The organism is Streptomyces ardesiacus (assembly GCF_003112575.1).
GTDB lineage: Bacteria > Actinomycetota > Actinomycetes > Streptomycetales > Streptomycetaceae > Streptomyces > Streptomyces ardesiacus.
The window spans coordinates 66,048-87,660 of sequence record NZ_BEWC01000006.1 but is presented as its reverse complement, the minus strand read 5'-3'; the positions used below and the strand labels follow the sequence as shown (position 1 = coordinate 87,660).

At 74.2% G+C, this 21,613-nt stretch carries 19 protein-coding genes; 15 read left to right on the top strand and 4 right to left on the bottom strand.

Going from position 1 to position 21,613, the window contains the following annotated elements; translation table 11 throughout:
• Window positions 1-15 precede the first annotated feature (15 nt).
• The 13 genes from Sdi02f_RS20425 to Sdi02f_RS20365 all read left to right on the top strand — a co-directional run bounded on the left by Sdi02f_RS20425 (window position 16) and on the right by Sdi02f_RS20365 (window position 15,195).
• On the top strand, window positions 16-2,472 hold the full coding sequence (locus tag Sdi02f_RS20425; RefSeq protein ID WP_030399044.1) for a tetratricopeptide repeat protein: 2,457 nt from the start codon (window positions 16-18) through the stop codon (window positions 2,470-2,472).
• Window positions 2,473-2,551: 79 nt separating this feature from the next.
• Window positions 2,552-4,018: a vWA domain-containing protein gene (locus tag Sdi02f_RS20420; protein ID WP_031082874.1), complete on the top strand. Its 1,467-nt coding sequence runs from the start codon at window positions 2,552-2,554 to the stop codon at window positions 4,016-4,018.
• The gene (locus Sdi02f_RS20415) at window positions 4,015-4,953 is read left to right on the top strand and encodes a GlnX family signal transduction membrane protein (protein ID WP_030399042.1); all 939 of its coding nucleotides are present in this window, start codon (window positions 4,015-4,017) and stop codon (window positions 4,951-4,953) included. Before Sdi02f_RS20420 ends, Sdi02f_RS20415 begins: the two co-directional genes overlap by 4 nt.
• Window positions 4,950-6,155 carry an ABC transporter substrate-binding protein gene (locus tag Sdi02f_RS20410; protein WP_030399041.1) on the top strand — a complete coding sequence of 402 codons (1,206 nt, stop codon included), beginning with the start codon at window positions 4,950-4,952 and terminating at the stop codon, window positions 6,153-6,155. Before Sdi02f_RS20415 ends, Sdi02f_RS20410 begins: the two co-directional genes overlap by 4 nt.
• A 57-nt stretch (window positions 6,156-6,212) precedes the next feature.
• Window positions 6,213-6,899, top strand: a complete 687-nt coding sequence (gene rpe, locus Sdi02f_RS20405; RefSeq protein ID WP_030399040.1) for a ribulose-phosphate 3-epimerase — start codon at window positions 6,213-6,215, stop codon at window positions 6,897-6,899.
• A gap of 77 nt (window positions 6,900-6,976) precedes the next feature.
• Window positions 6,977-8,020, top strand: a complete 1,044-nt coding sequence (locus tag Sdi02f_RS20400; protein ID WP_030399039.1) for a sugar-binding transcriptional regulator — start codon at window positions 6,977-6,979, stop codon at window positions 8,018-8,020.
• 31 nt (window positions 8,021-8,051) lie between these two features.
• Entirely contained in the window at window positions 8,052-8,405 is a 354-nt protein-coding gene (locus Sdi02f_RS20395; RefSeq protein WP_030399038.1) for a barstar family protein, read from the top strand.
• 108 nt (window positions 8,406-8,513) lie between these two features.
• Window positions 8,514-9,956: a GuaB1 family IMP dehydrogenase-related protein gene (locus tag Sdi02f_RS20390; protein WP_030399037.1), complete on the top strand. Its 1,443-nt coding sequence runs from the start codon at window positions 8,514-8,516 to the stop codon at window positions 9,954-9,956.
• A 71-nt stretch (window positions 9,957-10,027) separates the two neighbouring features.
• Window positions 10,028-10,423, top strand: a complete 396-nt coding sequence (locus tag Sdi02f_RS20385) for a hypothetical protein (protein WP_031082868.1) — start codon at window positions 10,028-10,030, stop codon at window positions 10,421-10,423.
• A 178-nt stretch (window positions 10,424-10,601) separates the two neighbouring features.
• Window positions 10,602-11,054, top strand: a complete 453-nt coding sequence (locus Sdi02f_RS20380) for an Lrp/AsnC family transcriptional regulator (protein ID WP_030399035.1) — start codon at window positions 10,602-10,604, stop codon at window positions 11,052-11,054.
• Window positions 11,055-11,194: 140 nt separating this feature from the next.
• Window positions 11,195-12,445, top strand: coding sequence for an MFS transporter (locus Sdi02f_RS20375; protein ID WP_108933802.1), 1,251 nt, complete (start codon window positions 11,195-11,197; stop codon window positions 12,443-12,445).
• A 167-nt stretch (window positions 12,446-12,612) separates the two neighbouring features.
• Window positions 12,613-13,401, top strand: a complete 789-nt coding sequence (locus Sdi02f_RS20370; RefSeq protein ID WP_030399033.1) for a carbon-nitrogen hydrolase family protein — start codon at window positions 12,613-12,615, stop codon at window positions 13,399-13,401.
• 81 nt (window positions 13,402-13,482) lie between these two features.
• Window positions 13,483-15,195 carry a flavin monoamine oxidase family protein gene (locus tag Sdi02f_RS20365; protein WP_108933801.1) on the top strand — a complete coding sequence of 571 codons (1,713 nt, stop codon included), beginning with the start codon at window positions 13,483-13,485 and terminating at the stop codon, window positions 15,193-15,195.
• Between the two features lie 21 nt (window positions 15,196-15,216).
• Here the strand turns inward: Sdi02f_RS20365 and Sdi02f_RS20360 are convergent, their stop codons facing one another.
• Window positions 15,217-16,149, bottom strand: coding sequence for an LLM class F420-dependent oxidoreductase (locus Sdi02f_RS20360; RefSeq protein ID WP_030399031.1), 933 nt, complete (start codon window positions 16,147-16,149; stop codon window positions 15,217-15,219).
• A gap of 128 nt (window positions 16,150-16,277) precedes the next feature.
• Complete coding sequence (locus Sdi02f_RS20355; protein WP_108933800.1) at window positions 16,278-16,973, bottom strand: DUF5995 family protein; 696 nt, start codon at window positions 16,971-16,973, stop codon at window positions 16,278-16,280.
• 173 nt (window positions 16,974-17,146) lie between these two features.
• Here Sdi02f_RS20355 and Sdi02f_RS20350 point away from each other — a divergent pair, with 173 nt between their 5' ends.
• Window positions 17,147-18,286 carry a glycoside hydrolase family 6 protein gene (locus Sdi02f_RS20350; RefSeq protein ID WP_108933799.1) on the top strand — a complete coding sequence of 380 codons (1,140 nt, stop codon included), beginning with the start codon at window positions 17,147-17,149 and terminating at the stop codon, window positions 18,284-18,286.
• Here Sdi02f_RS20350 and Sdi02f_RS20345 read toward each other — a convergent pair.
• Window positions 18,268-19,689, bottom strand: a complete 1,422-nt coding sequence (locus Sdi02f_RS20345; RefSeq protein WP_030399028.1) for a uracil-xanthine permease family protein — start codon at window positions 19,687-19,689, stop codon at window positions 18,268-18,270. The genes Sdi02f_RS20350 and Sdi02f_RS20345 overlap by 19 nt on opposite strands.
• A 169-nt stretch (window positions 19,690-19,858) precedes the next feature.
• Here Sdi02f_RS20345 and Sdi02f_RS20340 point away from each other — a divergent pair, with 169 nt between their 5' ends.
• Window positions 19,859-20,317, top strand: coding sequence for an acyl-CoA thioesterase (locus Sdi02f_RS20340; protein ID WP_108933798.1), 459 nt, complete (start codon window positions 19,859-19,861; stop codon window positions 20,315-20,317).
• On the opposite strand, the gene Sdi02f_RS20335 is transcribed toward Sdi02f_RS20340, so the two are convergent.
• A complete protein-coding gene (locus Sdi02f_RS20335; protein ID WP_030399026.1) occupies window positions 20,277-21,488 on the bottom strand; it encodes an MFS transporter in 1,212 nt (403 codons plus the stop codon). The two genes, Sdi02f_RS20340 and Sdi02f_RS20335, sit on opposite strands and share 41 nt — an antisense overlap.
• Window positions 21,489-21,613 lie beyond the last annotated feature (125 nt).

The following is a 21,613-nucleotide window of genomic DNA, read 5'->3' as shown; positions in this document are numbered from 1 at the left end:
CGAGGGGTTCCCGGCATGAGCGGCAGAGCCTGCGTCCGGGCCGACTGCCGGGGCGGTCACATCATGGTCACCGGGTTCTGCGACACCTGCTTCCGCCGCGCCCCCGCCCCGGAGCCCGCCCCGCCCGGGCCCGCCGCCGACCCGGCCGCCCCCGTTCCACCGGAGGAGTCCCCGCAGGCCCCGGTCGCCGCACCCCCGGGCGAGCTGGACCGCGACGGCCTCCTGGTCCTGCCGCACCTGCCCTCCCCGGACCCCTCCGAGGCCGCCGACACCGTCGCCCGGCCCCCGACCGGCGGGCGGCGCTGCGGCGTGGACAACTGCGCCGGCACCATCGGGGTCTCCTACGACGGCGGTCCCGCGCCCGACCACGGGTTCTGCCCGGAGTGCGGCACGGAGTACTCGTTCCGGCCGAAGCTGCGCCCCGGCGACCGGGTCGGCGGGCACTACGAGGTGCTCGGCTATCTCGCCGTCGGCGGCCACGGCTGGGTCTACCTGGCCGAGGACACCCGGGTGCCCGGCCTGCACGTCGTCCTCAAGGGACTGATCAACACCGGCGACGCCGTGGCCCGCCGGGCGGCCGTGGAGGAGCGGCGCTCGCTCAGCACCCTCCACCACCGCGACATCGTCCGCATCGTCACGCACGTCCGGCACCGGGCGCCGGGCGACGCCGAACCGACCGGCTACATCGTGATGGAGTACGTCGGCGGCCGGTCCCTCGCCTGGATCCGGTTCGCCCCCGAGGAGGAGCTGACGCGGCTGTTCGGCGCCGGGGGCTTCACCTTCGGGCACGTGATCACGTACGGCTGCAAGATCCTCGGCGCCCTGGAGTACCTGCACGACCGGGGCCTGCTCTACTGCGACATGAAGCCCGAGAACGTCATCCACTACGGGCGCGAGATCAAGGTCATCGACCTGGGTGCCATCCGCCGGATCGACGACCGTTCCTCGGCGCTCGTCCACACCCACGGCTACGCCCCGCCGAAGCGCGAACGCGACCGGCGCGGCCTCGACGTCGACAGCGACCTGTACACCGTCGGCCGGACCCTGAAGGTGCTCGCCGAGCGGGCCACCCGGCCCGCCGGACTGGCCGCCCGCTCCTTCGAGGCGCTGATCCGCCGGGCCACCCACCCCGAGCCCGCCGCCCGCTTCCGCTCCGCGGCCGAGATGTCCCGCCAGTTGTGGGAGGTGCTGCGCGAGGACCAGGCGCTCGGCGGACGGGAACCGTACCCCGAGCGCTCCACCCGGTTCGAGCCGACCGCGGCGGTCTTCGGCGCCGGACTCGGCACGGTCCCGGCGCTGCGGTGGTGGACGCGGCGGTCCGGCACCGGGGCACCCGAGCTGCCGGCCGGTGCTCCCGAACCCGGCGCGACGGCCCGGGCGCTGCCGGTGCCCCTGCCCGACGCCGCGGACCCGGCGGCCGTCCTGCTCGGCGGGCTCGCCGCGGACACCCCCGACCGCACCGCCGAACGGGCAGAGCGCGACCCGGCGCTGCGCACCGTGGAGACGGCACTGTGGCTGTGCCGCGCCTACCTGGACGCCGGGAACGCCGCCCGGGCCGAGGAGTGGGTGGCCCGGGCCAAGGGGTGGAGCGGTGACTACGACTGGCGGATCTTCTGGCACCGGGGCCTGGTCCACCTCACGCGCGGCGCGGTGGACCAGGCGGAGGACGAGTTCGCGGCCACCTACGCCGCGCTGCCCGGCGAGGCGGCGCCCAAGCTGGCGCTCGGCTACTGCGCCGAGTACCTGGCCGCGCGGTTCCGGGAGCCCGGCGCACGGGAGCCCGGCCCGCCGGGGCCGGACGCACAAGGGGCGGCCGTGCGGGGGCCGGCCCTACGGGGTCCGGGGGGCCCGGGCGTACGGGCGCCGGACGCACGCGAACCGGACGCAGCGCAGGCGGCAGCGCGGGCGCGGGCCCGTGAGGCGCAGGCCGAGGAGTTCTACGAGGCCGTCCTGCGGCGGGACCCCACCCAGGGCAGCGCCGCCTTCGGGCTGGCCCGGGTCCGGCTGCGCCGTGACGGACGCCGCCGGGCCGTCGACGTGCTCGACGGGGTGCCGACCACCTCCCGGCACTACGACGCCGCGCGCGTCGCGGCGGTGCGGATCCTGGCCGGCCGGCTGCCCGGCGGGCCCGCTCCGCTCGCCGCCGAGCTGCGCGAGGCCGGTGAACGGCTGGCGGGGCTGCACCTCGACGACGGCGGCTCCCGGGACCGGCTGGTGGCCGAACTGCGCGAGCACGCGCTCGTCTGCCGCCCGCCCGGCGGCTGGGGGAGCGGGTTCCCTGCCGGTGAGCTGCTGGGCCCGCAGGACACCGAGGACGCGCTGCGCAGGCTGCTGTCCGGGTCGCTGAGGCGCCTCGCCGACCAGGCGGGCAGCGCCGGCGAGCGCGGCGACCTGCTGGACGCCGCCTACGCGGTGCTCCCGGCACCGGCCGGGCTGCGGGAGCTGGTGCGGGGCTGGCGGCGTACGGCGTGAACGCGGGCGGTGCGGCACGGAACGACGCGGCAAGGAACGTGGGCGGGACGGCGACGACGGGCGAGGGGGCAGGGACACCGTGGAGACGGAAACGCCCGGGACGGGCGAGGCGGCCGGACAGGTGGCCGCCGGTCTGGAGATCAGCCAGTGGAAGTACCTGTCCGGCGAGGCCGATGACCCGCAGATGCACGCCATCCTCAGCGTGCGCGTGGACGGCACCGGGGGCGCGGGCCGCCCGGGCGGGCCGGTGCTCGCCCAGGTACTGGCCGTGGACTGCTCCAGTTCCATGACCTGGCCGGTGGAGAAGCTGCACGCCGCCCAGCAGGCGGCGGTCGCGGCGATCCGCAAGCTGCCCGACGGCACGCCGTTCGCCGTGGTCCGGGGCAACGAGCAGGCGACCGTGGTCTATCCGGACACCCCGCGCATGGCCCGCGCCTCGGCCGGCACCCGGGCGCGGGCCGCGGCGGCCGTGCGCGAGATGGTCGCGGGCGGCGGTACTTGCATCGGCGCCTGGCTGGACCTGAGCCGCCGGCTGCTGGCCGAGCAGGACGCGCCCATCGGCCACGTCCTGCTGCTCACCGACGGCAAGAACCAGCACGACGAGCAGATGCCGCTCGCCCGGGTGCTGGAGGAGTGCGCGGGCCGGTTCGTCTGCGACGCCTGGGGCATCGGCGACGGCTGGGACGGCCGGGAGCTGCTGCGGATCACGCGCCGGCTGCACGGCAGCGCCTCCTCGGTGCGCGAGGAGGCGGCCCTGCCGGGGGAGTACGAGCAGCTCATGAACCGGCTGCTCACCAAGACCGTGCCCGAGCTGGTGATCTCCGTGACCGCGATGCCCGGGTGCTCCGTGCGCTACCTCAAGCAGGTCTTCCCCACCGAGGCCGAGCTGACCGCCGAGGCCGGCACCGGCCGGTTCGTCACCCGCGCCTGGGGCGACGAGACGCGCCGCTACCAGCTCTGCCTCGCCGCCGACCCGTCCGGACGCCCGCGCCGGGAGGACCTCCAGCTCGCCGTGGTCGCCGTCGACGTGCCCGGCGGCGACGAGGTCCGGGTGCCGCCGCCGCAGGCCTGCCTGGTGCACTGGACCGAGGATCCGGCGCTGTCCCGGCACACCGACGTCCAGGTCGAGCACTTCGAGCAGCACCAGAGGCTCGGCGAGGCCGTCGCCGCCGCCACCGACGCCCACCGCCGCGGACAGCGCGACCTGGCCGAGCGGCACCTGGGCCGGGCCGTGCGACTGGCCCACGCGATGGGCGCCGACGAACAACTCGGCCGCCTGGCCCGGCTCGTGCGGATCGAGGACGCGCAGGAGGGCCGGGTCGCCCTGCGCCCCGACGTGACGGCCGTCGACTTCCAGCACCTGATCACCGCGAGCAGCCACAGCACCTACGGCCCCGCACCGGGCACCGCCACCGGGAGCACCGGCACGGCGGGCACCGCGCCGGGCACCGGGGCCACCGTGGGCTGCCCGGCCTGCTCGCACCGGGCTCCGGCGACCGCCCGGTTCTGCCCCTCCTGCGGCCACCGCTTCGAGGCACGGCCGTGAGCACCACCGGCCGTGACCTGGTCCGCAGGCTCAGGCTGCTGCTGGTCCTGGCGACCGCGACCACCCTCGCGCTGTTCTTCGCCTACCGGGGGGTGCACGACGACACCGTGCCCCTGTCCACCGCGAGCACGCCGGGCATCCGCGCCGTCGACACCGCGCGCGGCGCGCTGCGCCAGGCGCACGACGTGGTCCGCGACGGCGGCGCCGAGGGCGACACCAGCGGCGAGTTCCTCACCCAGATCTCCGTCGCCCAGCAGAGTCTCGCCCTCGCCGCCTCGGAGAACGTCACCGGTCTGGCGGGCCGCCACGACGTCCAGACCGTCACCGGGCTGATCGCCGTCTACTCGGGCTGGGTCGAGCGCGGGGGCCGCGAACCGGAGGGCTCACCGCTGCGGGCCGCCTTCCTCCACTACGCAGAAAAGGTCCTCGGCGTGGAGGCCGAGGCCGGAACCGAGGGCGACATCATGAGCCGCCTCGACGCCCTGCGCGGCGAACAACTGGCCGAGGCCCGGCGGCAGGCCGCCTTCCCCTGGGAGCTGTGGCTCGGCTGGTGCACGGTCGCCGTGCTGTACGCGGCGCTGTGCGGGGCACTGCTGGAGAGCGGGCTGTTCCTGCGGCGCCGCTTCAGGCGGCCCGTGCCGGTGCGCCTGTCGGCCGCCACCGCGCTGTGTGCCGCGGGGGTGCCGGTGCTGGCGTGGCAGACCCTCTCGGCGCACCGCGCGATGACCGACGCCGTCGCCGGGGTACGGGTGCCGCCGGCCGGCCCGGACGCCGTTCCCGAGGTGGCCGACGAGGTGCGGGGCGTGCTCGCGGACGCCGGGTTCTGGGCCTCGCTGTCCAACTGGATACCGCTGGGAGGGGCCGCCGTGGTGGCGCTGACGCTGTGGGGACTGTGGCCGCGGATCGCCGAGTACCGGTTCCGGGGGCAGCGATGAGCCGCCCGGGCGGCCGGACCCTCGGCATCCTCTGCCTCTGCCTGGTCCTGCTCGGGGCCGGTGTGTACGCGGGGGTCCGCTGGGCGCGCGGCTGGGAGGGCTCCGTCACGCTGCTCGCCAACTGGAGCGGCACCGAGCGCGAGCAGTTCGAAGAGCACGTCGTCGAACCGTTCGAGAAGAAGTACCGGATCGACGTCGTCTACCAGGGCAGCTCCGCGCTCAGCCAGGTGCTCGCCGCCGACATGGCGGCCGGCAACCCGCCGGACGTGGCGGTGCTGCCCGGCCCCGGCGAACTGCTCGCGTACGCCGTCGACGGCCGCCTCCACCCGCTGGACGACCTCTTCGACGCCGGGGACTACGACCGGTTCTGGGCTCCCGAGGTCACCGTGCCGGGGCAGGACGCCCACACCTACTGGCTGCCGGTGAAGACCGGCCTGAAGAGCATGGTCTGGTACGCCGGTCCGGCGCCGACGGCGAAGACGGCCGGTCCTCCCGCCCGGTGGTGCCTCGGCATGGAGTCCGGCGCGACCTCCGGCTGGCCCGGCACCGACTGGGTGGAGGACATCCTGCTCCAGCAGGCCGGGCCGCGGGTGTACGAGGACTGGGCCAACGGCAGGCTGCCCTGGACCGACGCCGCCGTGCGCAGGGCCTGGACGACCTGGGCCGGTCTGGTGGGCGCGGGCGACGGCGCCCGGGCCGAGCAGGTGCTGACCACCGCGTTCGACGCCGAGTGCGCGGCGGGCCGGCTGGAGCACCAGGGGTCCTTCCGCGCCGGGCACTGGCGGCGGGAGGGCGGCGACTACGTCCACTCCTCCGAGGTCGTGCCGGGGGCCGGGGCGAACGCCGGCGCCTGGGAGGTCTCCGGAGACCTGGCGGCCGTACTGAACCCGACCCCGGAGGCCGAGCAGCTCATCCGCTACCTCGCCGACCCGGACACCGCGCTGCCGGAGTACACGGCGAACCGGGCCGCCCCGGCGGACACCGGGCAGGACGCCGCCGAGCGGCAGATCGGGACCCTCCTGCGCGAACCCGGCCGCACCCGCTGCTGGGACGCCTCCGACGCCATGCCCCGCACCACCCGGGACGCCTTCCACCAGGCGGTCCTGCGCGCCTTCGCCGACCCGTCCGGACTGGACACCCGCCTGAAGGAACTCGAAGCGCTCCGCAGGCCCCAGAACCTGCCGGTGTGCAGTGCCCGCTGAGACGTGCGACCAGGACCCGTCCCCGCCCGCCCCCGCAGAGCATGGCAGGCTTGGCGCATGGCCCCCCAGATCAACCCCAGCATCCTGTCCGCCGACTTCGCCCGCCTCGCGGACGAGGCCAGGGCGGTCGAGGGAGCCGACTGGCTCCACGTCGACGTCATGGACAACCACTTCGTCCCGAACCTCACGCTCGGCGTGCCGGTGGTCGAGTCCCTGGCCCGCGCGACCGGCACCCCGCTGGACTGCCACCTGATGATCGAGGCCCCGGACCGCTGGGCGCCGCAGTACGTGGAGGCGGGCGCCGGTTCCGTCACCTTCCACGCCGAGGCGGCCGCCGCGCCCGTACGGCTGGCCCGGGAGATCCGGGCCAAGGGCGCCCGCGCGTCCATGGCGCTGAAGCCCGCGACGCCGATCGAGCCGTACGAGGACCTGCTCCCCGAACTCGACATGCTGCTGATCATGACGGTTGAACCCGGCTTCGGCGGGCAGGCGTTCCTCGACATCATGCTTCCGAAGATCCGCCGCACCCGTGAGCTGATCAAGAAGCACGGTCTGGAGCTGTGGCTCCAGGTCGACGGCGGTGTGTCGGCCACCACGATCGAGCGGTGCGCGGAGGCCGGAGCCGACGTCTTCGTCGCGGGGTCCGCGGTGTACGGGGCGTCCGACCCGGCCGAGGCGGTGCGTGCCCTGCGCACACAGGCGGACGCGGCGACCGCCAGGGCGTCCTGGTCCTGCGACCACTGAGGAACAGAAAGTGAACGGCTCCCATCAGGGCTGATCAACAGCGCCGAATCTGCAAGGATGAACGGCGTATCCAGAGTGTGAACAGCAGTGAGGAGATCGCCGTGTCGGGTATGTCGGCGGGCCGTTCAGCCATGCGGATGGGACCCGCTGAGCTGGTCCAGGCGGCGGCCATGGCCCGCCGCTTCTACCTCGAGGGCAAGTCCAAGATCCAGATCGCGGAGGAGTTCGGCGTCAGCCGCTTCAAGGTGGCCAGGGTTCTCGAGACCGCCCTCGAGCGGGACCTTGTCCGCATCGAGATCCGGGTGCCGGCCGAGCTGGACGCCGAGCGCTCGGACGCCCTGCGCGCCCGCTACGGGCTCCGGCACGCCGTCGTGGTGGAGTCCCCGGCCGACGCCGAGGAGACACCCGACCCGGAGAACCTGGGGGAGGTGGCCGCCGACCTGCTCGGCGAGCTGGTCAACGAGGGCGACGTCCTGGGCCTGGCCTGGGGCCGGTCCACCATCCACATGGCGGCGGCCCTGGACCGGCTGCCGCCGTGCACCGTGGTGCAGCTCACGGGCGTGTACGACGCCGGGACCGCCGAGCGCGGCTCCGTGGAGGCCGTGCGCCGCGCCGCCCAGGTGTCGGGCGGCGACGCCCACCCCATCTACGCGCCGATGCTCCTGCCGGACGCGGCCACCGCGCAGGCGCTGCGGCACCAGACCGGGATCGCCCGGGCCTTCGAGTACTTCGACAAGGTCACGGTCGCCTGCGTCTCCATCGGCTCCTGGGAGCCGGGCATCTCGACGGTGCACGACATGCTCAGCGACGAGGAGCGGGCGCACTACGCCTCGCTCGGCGTCGCCGCCGAGATGTCCGCGCACCTCTTCGACGCCGAGGGGCGCCGGGTCGGGCGGGACCTGGGGGAGCGGTGCATCACCGTCAAGGCCGACCAGCTCCGCCGCATCCCCGAGGTGGTGGCGATCGCGGGCGGGCAGCGCAAGGCGGCGGCCATCGACGCGGTGCTGCGCTCCGGTCTCGTCACCAGCCTGGTGACGGACACGTCGGCCGCGGACTACCTGATGACGGCGGGCTCGGCACCGAAGCCGACGCTCAACCGGACCGACCCGGACGGAATCTGACGGCCGGTCGGCGCGAAAGGAAGGGCACGGCATGACCGAGGACTCCGCGGGGCGGCTCGTGGTCACGCTGGACCTCGCCGGGGTCACGGACAAGGCGGGTCTGATGGACCGCTGCGTCCGTGACCTGTCGCTGCCCGACTGGTTCGGCCGCAACTGGGACGCGCTCGCCGACTCCCTCGCCGACCCCTCGGTGTGGCCCGAGGGCGCGGCGGACCGGGGGATGGTGCTCGTCGTGACGGGCTGGCGGCACTACGCCGAAGCGCGGCCGGACGAGTGGGCCGTCGCGGAGGAGGTCTTCGCCGAGGCCACCGACCGCGGCCCGGGGCTCTTCGTCACCCTGGGCCCTGGAGGAACCTCCAAGGGCGTCGCTGACCAGCCTGGATGATCTGCCCGGGGATGACCGGCCACGTCTCGTGGGAGAATGAAGTACGTGCTCTTTCCCCCTGGCTGACCTGTCCGGGGGCCACCTCTGATCGACTGGGATGTGCAGCACGTGCGTTTCCTGAATGACATCCACCCCTCGTACGACCTGACGTACGACGACGTGTTCATGGTGCCGAGCCGTTCCGCCGTGGGCTCCCGGCAGGGCGTGGACCTCGCCTCCCCGGACGGCACGGGCACCACGATCCCGCTGGTCGTCGCCAACATGACCGCCATCGCGGGCCGCCGGATGGCCGAGACGGTGGCCCGGCGCGGCGGCCTCGTGGTCATCCCGCAGGACATCCCGATCGAGGTCGTCACCGACGTCGTCTCCTGGGTGAAGAGCCGCCACCACGTCCTGGACACCCCCATCGTGCTCGCCCCGCACCAGACCGTCGCCGACGCGCTGTCCCTGCTGCCCAAGCGCGCGCACAACGCGGGCGTCGTGGTGGACGGGGACCACCGGCCGGTCGGCGTGGTCACCGACGCGGACCTGTCGGGCGTGGACCGCTTCACCCAGCTCGAGGAGGTCATGTCCAAGGACCTGATCCTCATCGACGCCGACATGGACCCCCGCGAGGCCTTCAACACCCTCGACGCCGCCAACCGCCGCTACGCGCCCGCCGTGGACAGCGACGGCCGCCTCGCCGGCATCCTCACCCGCAAGGGCGCCCTGCGCGCCACGCTGTACAGCCCGGCCGTCGACGCGAACGGCAGGCTCCGCATCGCCGCCGCCGTCGGCATCAACGGCGACGTGGCCGGCAAGGCCAAGCAGCTCCTGGACGCGGGCGTGGACACCCTCGTCATCGACACCGCGCACGGCCACCAGGAGTCGATGATCGGCGCGGTCAAGGTCGTGCGCGAACTGGACCCGCAGGTTCCGATCGTCGCCGGCAACATCGTCTCCGCCGAGGGCGTGCGCGACCTGATCGAGGCGGGCGCCGACATCATCAAGGTCGGCGTCGGCCCCGGCGCCATGTGCACCACCCGCATGATGACCGGCGTCGGCCGGCCGCAGTTCTCCGCGGTCCTGGAGTGCGCCGCCGAGGCGAAGAAGTACGGCAAGCACGTGTGGGCCGACGGCGGCGTGCGCCACCCGCGCGACGTGGCGATGGCCCTCGCGGCCGGCGCGTCCAACGTCATGGTGGGCTCCTGGTTCGCCGGGACCTACGAGTCCCCGGGCGACCTCCAGCACGACGCCAACGGCCGCGCCTACAAGGAGTCCTTCGGCATGGCCTCCGCGCGCGCGGTGCGCAACCGCACCTCGGAGGAGTCGGCGTACGACCGGGCACGCAAGGCGCTGTTCGAGGAGGGCATCTCCACCTCCCGGATGTTCCTCGACCCGGCCCGCCCCGGCGTCGAGGACCTGATCGACTCGATCATCGCGGGCGTCCGCTCGTCCTGCACCTACGCCGGCGCCGGCTCCCTGGAGGAGTTCGCCGAGAAGGCCATCGTCGGCATCCAGAGCGCCGCCGGTTACGCCGAGGGCAAGCCGCTGCACGCCAGCTGGAGCTGACCGCGCCCGCATTCGGACAGGTTCCGTCAGGCCTGCTTGACGTCAAGCAGGCCTGACGCGACGCTGGACGCATGACGACACCCGAGCGCATCGAGCCGGAGCACACCCTGCTGACCGCCGTGGCCCGCCTCGACGAGCTGCGCGCCCGTGAGTCCCTCGCCGGGTTCGGCAGCGACGAGGAGGCCCTGGACCGCCCCGGGCTCCTCGAACTGCTGGCGCTGAGCGAGGTGGTCGCCCGCAAGGCCGCCCACGGGCGCCAGCTCACCGTCCGCGCCGCCCGCGAGGCCGGAGCCTCCTGGTCGCAGATCGGGGCCGCCCTCGGCACCAGCAAGCAGGCAGCCTGGGAGGCGCACCTGCGCTGGATCGACGCCCAGGAGGCAGCGAGCGGCCGCCCCGGGGAGATCGGCTTCGACGCGGCGGACGCGGCCGGGGCCCGCGCCGTCGCGGGCGACCCGGACGGCCCCTGACCGGTCACGGCCCCGTCCCCGGGCGGTCTCCGGTCTCCGGGGGTGTCCAGGCGGTCTCCGGTGTCCGGGCGGCCGCCGGGCCCGTGGTCTACTTCCTGTACGGCCGACGCCGCTCCCCACTCGCCGCACCGGACCCCACCGGGCCCGCACGCACCAGAAGTGAAGTGAACGACCCGCAGTGCTGAACGATCTCGACGAACGCATCGTGCGCGCCCTCGCCGAGGACGCCCGCCGCTCCTACGCGGACATCGGGCAGTCGGTCGGCCTGTCCGCGCCCGCCGTCAAACGGCGCGTGGACCGGCTGCGCGCCACCGGCGCCATCACCGGCTTCACCGTACGGGTCGACCCGGCCGCGCTCGGCTGGGAGACCGAGGGGTTCGTGGAGATCTTCTGCCGCCGCCACACCTCGCCCGAGACCATCCAGCGGGGCCTGGAGCGCTACCAGGAGGTCGTGGCCGCGTCCACCGTCACCGGGGACGCGGACGCCGTCGCCCAGGTCTTCGCCGCCGACATGCGCCACTTCGAGCGGGTCCTGGAGCGGATCGCCGGGGAACCGTTCGTGGAGCGCACCAAGTCCGTGCTGGTGCTCTCGCCGCTCCTGCGGCGCCACGCGTCGGGCTCGCCCGCGTAAGGGCGATGCGCAGGGCGCCGTGCGGCCTCTACCATCGGTGCCATGACCTGGCGACATTGATCCACCCGCAGCGCCTCCTCCCGAGGGCCGCCCCGGACGCCGTACCTCCGGTGTCCGATCCGCCCCCTCGGGAAGGCCTCATGACCGTCTCCTCCTCGCCCTCGCACGGGCGGGCCGCCGCGGCGCCCGCCGGTACCCGCAGACTCGTGCGCACGCTGTACGCCTCGGCGTTCTGCGACGAGTTCGTCCTCCTCTACCCGGTGTACGCGCTGCTGTTCAGCGACACCGGTCTGTCCGTCGGCCGGCAGGCCTCGCTGTTCGCCCTGTGGTCGCTGACCGCCGTGCTGCTGGAGGTGCCCTCCGGTGCCTGGGCCGACGCCGTCTCCCGGCGGCTGCTGCTGATCGTCGGCCCGCTGCTGACCGCCGCCGGCTTCGCCCTGTGGGTCCTCGCGCCCTCCTACGGCGCCTTCGCGCTCGGCTTCGTGCTGTGGGGCGCCGGCGGCGCGCTCGGCTCGGGCGCGCGGGAGGCACTGGTCTACGACGAACTCGAACGGGCCGGTGCGGAGGGCCGGTACGCCCACGTCACGGGCCGGGCCCGGGCGATCGGCATCGCCGCGACGATGTCCGCCATGGGCCTGGCCGGCCCCGTCTTCGCCTGGGGCGGCTACGACGCGGTGGGCGCGGCGAGCGTGCTCGCCTGTCTGGCCGCGGCGGCCGTGGCCACCCGCTTCCCCGAGCACCGCACGCCCACCCGCGGCGGGGGCGAGCGCCGGGCCGCCTCCCTGCGCGCCGGACTCGCCGACGCCCGCGCCGACCGGTCCGTGCGCGGCGCGCTGCTCCTCGTACCGGCCGTGACCGCGGTGTGGGGGGCGCTCGACGAGTACACGCCGCTGCTGGCGCGCGACACCGGTGTGGCGGTCGAGACCGTGCCCTGGCTGCTGCTGGTGATCTGGGCGGGAGCCACCGCGGGCAGCCTGCTCGCCGGTCCCGCCGAACGCCTGACCGGCAACGGGTTCGCCGCGGTGCTCGCCGGTTCCGCGTTCGCCCTGGCCGCGGGAGGGCTGGCCGGGACGCCCGCCGCCCTGGTCCTGGTGGCGCTCGCCTTCGGCGGCTTCCAACTGGCGACCGTGCTGGCCGACGCCCGCCTCCAGCGGCGCATCGACGACACCGGGCGGGCCACGCTGACCTCGGTCGCGGGCCTCGGCACCGAGCTGGGCAACCTCACCACCTACGGCGTCTACGCGGCGGCGGCCACGGCCTGGGGCCACGGCAGTGCCTTCGCGCTCTCCGCGGTGCCGTACCTCGTGACGGCCCTGGTGCTGGCCGGCGCCGCCCGGACCACGGCGGCTGCCCGGGCAGCACGGGGCCGACAGCGCCGGCGCCCCTCCTGACGCCCGGCGCCGGTCGCCCACGGGCGCGCGCAACGAATCGCCGAGGTGCGCCGGGCGCACGCAACGATCCGCTCACCGGCGCGCAACAGGTCCGTCTTGTCCGGCCGAGTCCGCCGACCGTACCGTCTATCTGACCCCCAGCCCCCTCCGACCGGTGAGGATCACGCATGCGCACCGCCCTGCTCCAGAGCTCCGGCCGCCCCGGTTCCACCGTCGAGAACCTCAAGGTCCTCGACGAGGCCGCGGGCCGTGCCGCCGCCGCGGGCGCCGCACTGCTCGTCACCTCCGAGCTGTTCCTGACCGGATACGCCATCGGCGACGCCGTCGGCGTCCTCGCCGAATCCGCCGACGGCGACGCGGCCGACGCCGTCGCCGAGATCGCCGGACGGCACGGCCTGGCCGTCGCCTACGGCTACCCCGAACGGGAGGGCGGGCGCGTCTTCAACTCCCTCCAGCTCGTCTCCGCGGACGGAACCCGCCTGGCGAACTACCGCAAGACCCACCTCTTCGGCTGCTTCGAGCGCGACCACTTCACCCCCGGCGGGCAGCCCGTCGTCCAGGCCGGGCTGAACGGCCTCACCGTCGGCCTGATGATCTGCTACGACGTGGAGTTCCCGGAGCTCGTCCGCGCCCACGCCCTGGCCGGCACCGACCTGCTGCTCGTCCCGACCGCGCAGATGCACCCGTTCCAGTTCGTCGCCGAGTCCGTCGTCCCGGTGCGGGCCTTCGAGAACCAGATGTACGTCGCGTACGTCAACCGCGTCGGCCACGAGGGCGAGTTCGAGTTCGTCGGCCTGTCCACGCTGGCGGGGCCCGACGGCATCGCCCGCGCCCGGGCCGGGCGCACCGAGGAACTGGTCCTCGCCGACGCCGACCCGGCCTTCCTGGCCGCCTCGCGCGAGGCCAACCCGTACCTCGAGGACCGCCGCCCCGGCCTCTACGGCGCCCTCGTCTGAGCCCTGGGACCGCGCGTTCCGCACCGCTTCCCGCCGTTCCCCGCCGTTCCCGGTTCCACCCCTGCAAGGAGTCCGTACCCCATGACGTCCACCGTGCCCAACGCGATCGAGCACGCAGACGAGCAGCAGCCGCCGATCACCATGTTCGGGCCGGACTTCCCGTACGCCTACGACGACTTCCTCGCCCACCCCGCCGGGCTCGGCCAGGTGCCCGCCACCGAGCACGGCACCGAGGTCGCCGTCATCGGCGGCGGCCTGTCCGGCATCGTGACCGCCTACGAACTGATGAAGATGGGCCTCAGGCCCGTCGTCTACGAGGCGGACCAAATCGGCGGCCGGCTGCGGACCGTCGGCTTCGACGGCTGCGACCCCTCGCTGACCGCCGAGATGGGCGCGATGCGCTTCCCGCCGTCCTCCACCGCCCTGCAGCACTACATCGACCTGGTGGGCCTTCGAACCCGGGCGTTCCCCAACCCGCTCGCGGAGGCGACCCCGTCGACCGTCGTCGACCTCAAGGGCCGGTCGCACTACGCCGAGACCCTCGACGACCTGCCGCAGGTCTACCGGGACGTGGCCGACGCCTGGGCGAGGTGCCTCGAAGAGGGCGCCGACTTCTCCGACATGAACCGCGCCCTGCGCGAGCGCGACGTCCCGCGCATCCGCGCGATCTGGGCGAAGCTGGTCGAGAAGCTCGACAACCAGACCTTCTACGGCTTCCTGTGCGACTCGCAGGCCTTCAAGTCCTTCCGGCACCGCGAGATCTTCGGCCAGGTCGGCTTCGGCACCGGCGGCTGGGACACCGACTTCCCCAACTCCATCCTGGAGATCCTCCGCGTCGTCTACACCGAGGCCGACGACCACCACCGCGGCATCGTCGGGGGGTCCCAGCAGTTGCCGCTGCGGCTCTGGGAGCGCGAGCCGCAGAAGATCGTCCACTGGCCGCTCGGCACCTCGCTGCGGTCCCTGCACACGGGCGGCGAGCCCCGTCCGGCCGTGACCCGGCTGCACCGCACCGCCGGCAACCGCATCACCGTGACCGACGCCGACGGCGACATCCGCACCTACCGGGCGGCGGTCTTCACCGCACAGTCCTGGATGCTGCTCTCGAAGATCGCCTGCGACGACTCGCTCTTCCCGATCGACCACTGGACCGCGATCGAGCGGACCCACTACATGGAGTCCAGCAAGCTCTTCGTGCCCGTAGACCGGCCCTTCTGGCTCGACAAGGCCGTCGACGACAGCGGAAACCCGACCGGCCGGGACGTCATGTCGATGACGCTCACCGACCGCATGACCCGCGGCACCTACCTGCTCGACGACGGCCCCGACCGGCCCGCCGTCATCTGCCTCTCCTACACCTGGTGCGACGACAGCCTGAAGTGGCTGCCGCTGTCCGCGAACGAGCGGATGGAGGTGATGCTGAAGTCGCTCGGCGAGATCTACCCGAAGGTCGACATCAGGAAGCACATCATCGGCAACCCGGTGACGGTCTCCTGGGAGAACGAGCCCTACTTCATGGGGGCGTTCAAGGCCAACCTGCCCGGCCACTACCGGTACCAGCGACGCCTGTTCACCCACTTCATGCAGGACCGGCTGCCCGCGGACAAGCGGGGCATCTTCCTCGCCGGCGACGACATCTCCTGGACGGCCGGCTGGGCCGAGGGCGCCGTCCAGACCGCGCTGAACGCGGTCTGGGGCGTCATGCACCACCTCGGCGGAGCGACCGACCCGGCCAACCCCGGCCCGGGCGACCTCTACGAGGAGATCGCGCCGGTCGAACTCCCCGAGGACTAGGGGCGGTCCGCCCGGGGGACCTCAGATGCCGGCCGCCCGGGCCTTCTCGTAGACCAGGGCGGCGACGTCCTTGAGTTCCTCGGCGTCGCGCGGGGTGCTCTGCACGTCGATGAGGATCTCGTCCAGGCCGACCTCGGCGTGCGCGGCCAGGTCCTCGACGATCTGGTCGATGCCGCCCTGGAAGGGACGCCGGTCGGGGCCCTCGTGGTTGGCCGCGCTGTAGCGGGTGTTGACCCGCAGCACCGTGCGGATCGGCTCGGTGCGGCCCCGCTCGGCGGCCAGGTCCCGCAGCTCCCGCAGCTGCGCGGCGACGGTCTCGGCGCCGACGCCGGTCGGCAGCCAGCCGTCGGCGTGGTCGACCAGCCGGCGCCGGGCCCGGCCGCTGCCGCCCGCCGCCAGCAGGACCGGGATCGGCCGGGCCGGTTTCGGGCCGACCACCGCGGAGGCGATCTTCGTGACCTCGCCGTCGTACACCACCGGATCCGGACCCCACACCGCGCGGCACACCCCGATCAGCTCGTCCAGGGCGGCACCGCGCTCCGCGAACGGCCGCACGGAGGCCGCCGCGTACTCGTCGTGCGACCAGCCGGTGCCGAAGCCCGCCACCACCCGGCCGCCGCTCGCCGCGTCCAGCGAGGCGAGGGACTTGGCCAGTTGGAAGGGGACGTGCAGCGGGGCGACCAGCACGCTCGTGCCGAGCCGGGCCCGTTCGGTGACCGCGGCGGCGAGGGCCAGGGTCACCAGTGGCTCCGCGACGCTCCGGTAGGTGTCCGGCCAGGGCAGCCCCTCGACGCCGTACAGCCCCTGGGTGGCGGGCTCGGGGAACAGGGCGCGCTCGAACACCCACAGGCTCTCGTAGCCCATCCGTTCCGCCGCGCGCGCCACGTCGGTGACGTCCTTGCCGATGTCGTACTGCCGCATCTGGGGGAGGCCGAGTCCGAGCGGGGTCGTCATACCGGGTGCTCCTTCGCAATCGGGGTGCGATGCCGGCCGCGGTGCCGCGTGGTTCGCAGGATGCCAACCGGTTTCAACGTACAACGAATCCGGGGGAGTTCGGCGGCGCCTCGGCGGGACCGGCCGGGTCAGTCCCGCAGCGGGGTGAGCAGCATGCGTCCCGCGAAGCCCACGGCCGCGTCCAGCCGTTCGGTGAACTCCCCGGCGACGTCCGGCAGGCGGCGCAGCGCCCACAGCGCGCGGGCGGCGGCCCAGGCGGCCTCGCGGGCCCGCTCCAGGCTCCAGGAACCGAGCAGATGGGTCAGCGGGTCGGCGACCCGCAGCAGGTCGGGGCCCGGCATCAGCTCGTCGCGGACCCGCTCCTCCAACGAGACGAGGAGATCACCCACGCGGTCGAACTCGTCCTCCAGGTCGGCGGGTTCGCAGCCGAGCGTACGACAGGTGTCCACCACGGCCAGCGCGAGGTCGTGGCCGATGTGCGCGTTGACGCCCGCCAGCGCGAACTGCAGTGGACGTACCCCGGGATGGCGGCGGAACTGGAACAGCGGGCGCCAGCAGGCGGGCGGACGGCGGTCCTCCGCCGCCGCGTCCACGGCGGCCAGATAGCGCTCGGCGAACCGCACGTCCAGCGCGGTCGCGGCGCGGGGGTCCGTGAACCGGCCGCCGTCGATGTGCCGGTCCACGGCCTCCGTGACGCGGAGGTAGACGCGGTTGAAGACGGCCAGACCGTCGCGGGGCGGCAGCGCCGCGTCGAGGGCGCGCATCCGGGACAGGACGGTGTCCACCGTCAGGACGGCCGTCGGGACTTGCTCGCAGTGCGCCATGGCGGCAGCGTCGCAGCTTTAGGCTGACGGCAGTGCCGGCGGGTCCGACGCTTCCCCGGAACGGGGGAACGCGCCCGCCGCACGGGGGAGGGGGACCGCACGTGTCAGGTCTTCGCGCCCGGCGGCGCGCCGTTCGCAGGGCCGGGCGCAGGCGCGCCGCCGGCCGCGGCGCGATGGTGGCGGCGGCGTCCGTCGTCGTCGCGGTGGGCACCGCCACCGGCATGCTGACCGCGCTCGGCGACGACGGCGGCGGCCGTGGCACGGACCAGGCCCGGTCGCGGTCGACCACGGCGCCCCGGTGGGACCCGCCGCCCGGCAGCCCGTCCGCGGCGCCCCCGGCCCCGCCGTCACCCTCCGCCTCGCCGACGGCGACGAGGACGCACCCGGGCGCGTCGCCGAGGACGGCTTCCGCCGGCCCCTCCGCCGCCGAGCTCCGGCCCACGGCCGCCGCCACCGGGCTCTACCGGCACCCCGACTCCCAGGTCCTCGACTGGGTCCGCACCCACCCGGACGACCCGCGCCGGGACGTCATCGCCGCCCGGATCGCCGGCCGGCCGGCCGCCGTCTGGTTCGCCGATCCCACCCCGGCCACCCTCACCGCCCGGGTCCGCGCGGTCACCTCCGCGGGCGCCGCCCAGGGCCGGGTGCCGGTCCTCGTGCCGTACGCGATACCCGACCGCGACTGCGGCGGCCACTCCGAGGGCGGCGCGCCCGACCTCGACGCCTACGACGCCTGGATCGACCGGTTCGCCGCCGGGCTCGGCTCCGGCGAGGTGATCGTCGTACTGGAGCCCGACTCCATCGCCCAGTCCGAGTGCCTGTCCGCCGGTGACCGGGCCGACCGCTTCGCCTCCCTGGCCCGGGCCGGGCGGGTGATCAAGGACGCCGATCCGCGCGCCCGGGTCTACTACGACGCGGGCCACTCCGGCTGGCACGCGCCCGCCCGCCAGGCCGGCTGGCTCAGGCAGGCGGGCGCCGCCTCGGCCGACTCCTCCGACGGCGTCTTCAGCAACGTCTCCAACTTCCACGCCACCGCCGACGAGATCGCCTACGACCGTGCCGTCCTCGACGCCCTCGGCGGCCCGCCGGGTCTCGGCGCCGTCATCGACACCAGCCGCAACGGCAACGGCGCCCCGGCCGACGGCGCGTGGTGCGACCCGGCCGGCCGCCGGATCGGCCGTGCCCCGACCCTGAGCACGGGCCTGGGACGCGTCGACGCCTACCTGTGGATCAAGCTGCCCGGGGAGTCGGACGGCTGCAAGGGCGAGCCGGGGACGTTCGCCCCCGCGTACGCCTACGACCTGGCGCGCTGATCCCCGCCGGCCCCGCCGTTCGCGCTTCCGGTCTTCTCGTCGTACGACGACGTGCCCTCGTCGAGCAGCGGCTGCTGGGTCTTGAGGTGGGCCGGGGCGAAGGCGCGCAGCGCGTGGTAGCCGGTGATGACGACCAGGGTGCCGAGCGCGATGCCGCTGAGGGAGAAGTTGTCCGTGAACTTCATGCTGACGTTGCCGACGCCGATGATGATGCCCGCGGCGGTCGGCACCAGGTTGAGCGGGTTGCGCAGGTCCACCCGGGCGTTGGTCCAGATCTGGGCGCCGAGCAGGCCGATCATGCCGTAGAGGATGACGGTGATGCCGCCGAGGACGCCGCCCGGGATCGCGGCCACGACCGCGCCGAACTTCGGGCAGAGGCCGAAGAGCAGGGCGAAGCCCGCCGCGGCCCAGTAGGCGGCCGTCGAGTAGACCCGGGTCGCGGCCATCACGCCGATGTTCTCGGAGTACGTGGTGTTGGGCGGGCCGCCGACCGCCGTGGAGAGCACCGAGCCGACACCGTCGGCCGAGATCGCCGTGCCGAGCCTGTCGTCGAGGTTGTCGCCGGTCATCTCGCCGACCGCCTTGACATGCCCGGCGTTCTCCGCGATCAGGGCGATGACGACCGGCAGCGCGACCAGGATCGCCGACCACTCGAAGCTCGGCCCGTGGAACGTCGGCAGCCCGATCCAGTCGGCCTGGCCCACGGCCGAGAAGTCCAGCCGCCAGTGGTCGGTCACCTTGCCGCTGCCGTCCACGGAGTGGATCTTCCCGAAGATCCGGTCGAGCGCCCAGGACAGGACGTACCCGAAGACCAGCCCCAGGAAGATCGCGATCCGGGACCAGAAGCCGCGCAGGCACACCACGGCCAGACCGGTGAACAGCATCACCAGCAGCGCCGTCCACTGGTCCTGGGGCCAGTAGGTCGAGGCGGTGACCGGGGCCAGGTTGAAGCCGATCAGCATGACCACCGCGCCGGTGACGACCGGCGGCATCGCGGCGTGGATGATCCGCGCCCCGAACCGCTGCACGGCGAGCCCCACCAGGAACAGCGCGACGCCGACGACCAGGACCGCTCCGGTCACCGTGGCGCTGGTGCCGCCCTGTGCCCGGATCACCGCGGCGACGCCGACGAAGGAGAGCGAGCAGCCGAGGTAGCTGGGCACCCGGCCGCGGGTGGCGAGCAGGAAGATGACGGTCGCCACGCCCGACATCATGATCGCGAGGTTGGGATCGAGGCCCATCAGGACCGGAGCCACGAAGGACGCCCCGAACATGGCCACCACGTGCTGGGCGCCGAGCCCGGCCGTGCGGGGCCACGAGAGCCGTTCGTCGGGGCGGACCACCGCTCCGGGGGCGGGAACCTTCCCGTCCCCGTGCAGCTTCCAGCGCACGCCGAGGTCCATGGTGAGGTTTCGCTTTCTCTGTACGTGAGGACTGTCCTGACCATTGTCAGGGGTCGTCGGCCGTGCGGTTGACCTGCACCCTTCCCCGGCCGGCGTCCTGAGCGTCCGCTTAGGATGAGGGGGAAGCGCCGTACCCGAGCACAGCCGAGCACCACCAGGAGTCCCGCCCGTGACCGCCGAAGCCCCCGCCGCGCCCGCCCTGTCCCACGGCCGGCTCGTCCCCGTCACCGTCCACTTCGACGACCTGGACGCGCTCGGACTGCTGCACAACGCCCGCTACCCGGTGCTGGTCGAACGGGCCTGGAGCGAGCTGTGGGCCGGGGAGGGCTTCCGGTTCGAGGGCGACTGGGCGGCGGCCGGCGACGCCTGCAACGCGGTCAAGGAGCTGACGATCGGCTACGAGGAGCCGGTCACCCGGCCGGGAGCGTACGCCGTCCACCTGTGGCTGGACCGGCTCGGCACCACCGGGCTGACCTACGGCTTCCGGTTCTGCTCGGCGGACGGCGTCACCACCTACGCCCGCGGCACCAGGGTGCTGGTCCGGCTGGACTCCGGGACGCTGCGCCCGGCGCCGTGGAGCGAGGCGTTCAGGACTGCCGGCCGGGCACTTCTGCGGCCGACGGAGTGATCGTCGGCCGGTTGCGGTCCCCGGCCCGCAGCACCCGCGCGAACACCACCAGGCAGCAGGCCAGCACGGTCACCAGGCCGAACGACACCACCAGGCTGGTGGCCTGGGCCACCCCGCCGATCGCACTCGGCGCGACCAGGCCCGAGGTGTACGTGATGGTGGCGACGCCCGCGATGGCCAGGCTCGGGTTGGAACCGGCGCGGCCGGCCGCGGCGAAGCACAGCGGGACGACCACGGCGATGCCGAGTCCCATCAGTGCGAAGCCGGTCATCGCCACCGCCGGGTGGCCGCCGACCACGACCAGCAGCCCGCCGAGGGTGGCCAGCACCCCGCTCACCCGGACCGTGCGCACCGCGCCGAACCGGTCCACCACCCGGTCTCCGGCGAGCCTGGCCAGCGCCATGGTCAGCGTGAAGCCCGTCGTGCACGCCGCCGCCAGCCCGGCCGAGGTGGCCAGCTCGTCCCGCAGGTAGACCGCCGACCAGTCCAGGCTCGCGCCCTCCGCGAACACCGCGCAGAAACCGACCGCGCCGATCAGCACCGCCGACCTGGGCGGCAGCGCGAACCGCGGCGGCGGGTCCTCGTCCTCGGCGGGCTGCAGGTCCAGCACCCAGGTGCAGGCGACCAGGCCCGTCACCGTCAGCACGGCGGCGGCCAGCAGGTGGTGGGTGCGGGCGTCCGTGCCCAGGTGGGCGGCGAGCGTGCCGGCCGCCGACCCGATCAGCGCGCCCGCGCTCCACATGCCGTGCAGCCCGGACATGATCGACTTGTCGAGACGGTTCTCGATCTCCACGCCGAGCGCGTTCATCGCCACGTCCGACATGCCCGCCGTGGCGCCGTAGACGAACAGGGCGAGGCACAGGGTGAGCAGGTTCGGGGCTAGGGAGGGCAGGACCAGCGCGAGCGTCCACAGCGCCAGCAGGGCGCGCAGGGCGGTGCGGGCGCCGAAACGGTGCGTGACGCGGCCGGCCAGCGGCATGGCGAGGGACGCGCCGAGCGCCGGGAAGGCGAGCGCCAGTCCCAACTGGCCCGCGCTGACGCCGGCGTGGTCCTGGATCCACGGCACGCGGGTCGCGAAGGAGCCGGTGACGGAGCCGTGCACGGCGAACACGGCCGCCACCGCGTACCGGGCGCGCTTCACCTCGCTGCGCCCGTAGATCCCTGTGCTCATGGTCCACCCCTCCGTGTCCTCGGTGCGCGGCAGTGTGTGGCAGCGCGCCGCGTAAACTATCAGGGAGGTTGCCTGATAGATAGTGGGTTACCGGCGCGGGCCTCCGCGCCGGCGATCTGGAAGGA

Excerpts from the sequence above, each read along its gene's own strand:
- Sdi02f_RS20425 (WP_030399044.1), top strand. The coding sequence starts at position 16 with ATGAGCGGCAGAGCCTGCGTCCGGGCCGACTGCCGGGGCGGTCACATC.
- Sdi02f_RS20410 (WP_030399041.1), top strand. The coding sequence starts at position 4,950 with ATGAGCCGCCCGGGCGGCCGGACCCTCGGCATCCTCTGCCTCTGCCTG.
- rpe (WP_030399040.1), top strand. The coding sequence starts at position 6,213 with ATGGCCCCCCAGATCAACCCCAGCATCCTGTCCGCCGACTTCGCCCGC.
- Sdi02f_RS20395 (WP_030399038.1), top strand. The coding sequence starts at position 8,052 with ATGACCGAGGACTCCGCGGGGCGGCTCGTGGTCACGCTGGACCTCGCC.
- Sdi02f_RS20385 (WP_031082868.1), top strand. The coding sequence starts at position 10,028 with ATGACGACACCCGAGCGCATCGAGCCGGAGCACACCCTGCTGACCGCC.
- Sdi02f_RS20375 (WP_108933802.1), top strand. The coding sequence starts at position 11,195 with ATGACCGTCTCCTCCTCGCCCTCGCACGGGCGGGCCGCCGCGGCGCCC.
- Sdi02f_RS20370 (WP_030399033.1), top strand. The coding sequence starts at position 12,613 with ATGCGCACCGCCCTGCTCCAGAGCTCCGGCCGCCCCGGTTCCACCGTC.
- Sdi02f_RS20365 (WP_108933801.1), top strand. The coding sequence starts at position 13,483 with ATGACGTCCACCGTGCCCAACGCGATCGAGCACGCAGACGAGCAGCAG.
- Sdi02f_RS20360 (WP_030399031.1), bottom strand. The coding sequence starts at position 16,149 with ATGACGACCCCGCTCGGACTCGGCCTCCCCCAGATGCGGCAGTACGAC.
- Sdi02f_RS20355 (WP_108933800.1), bottom strand. The coding sequence starts at position 16,973 with ATGGCGCACTGCGAGCAAGTCCCGACGGCCGTCCTGACGGTGGACACC.
- Sdi02f_RS20350 (WP_108933799.1), top strand. The coding sequence starts at position 17,147 with ATGGTGGCGGCGGCGTCCGTCGTCGTCGCGGTGGGCACCGCCACCGGC.
- Sdi02f_RS20345 (WP_030399028.1), bottom strand. The coding sequence starts at position 19,689 with ATGGACCTCGGCGTGCGCTGGAAGCTGCACGGGGACGGGAAGGTTCCC.
- Sdi02f_RS20335 (WP_030399026.1), bottom strand. The coding sequence starts at position 21,488 with ATGAGCACAGGGATCTACGGGCGCAGCGAGGTGAAGCGCGCCCGGTAC.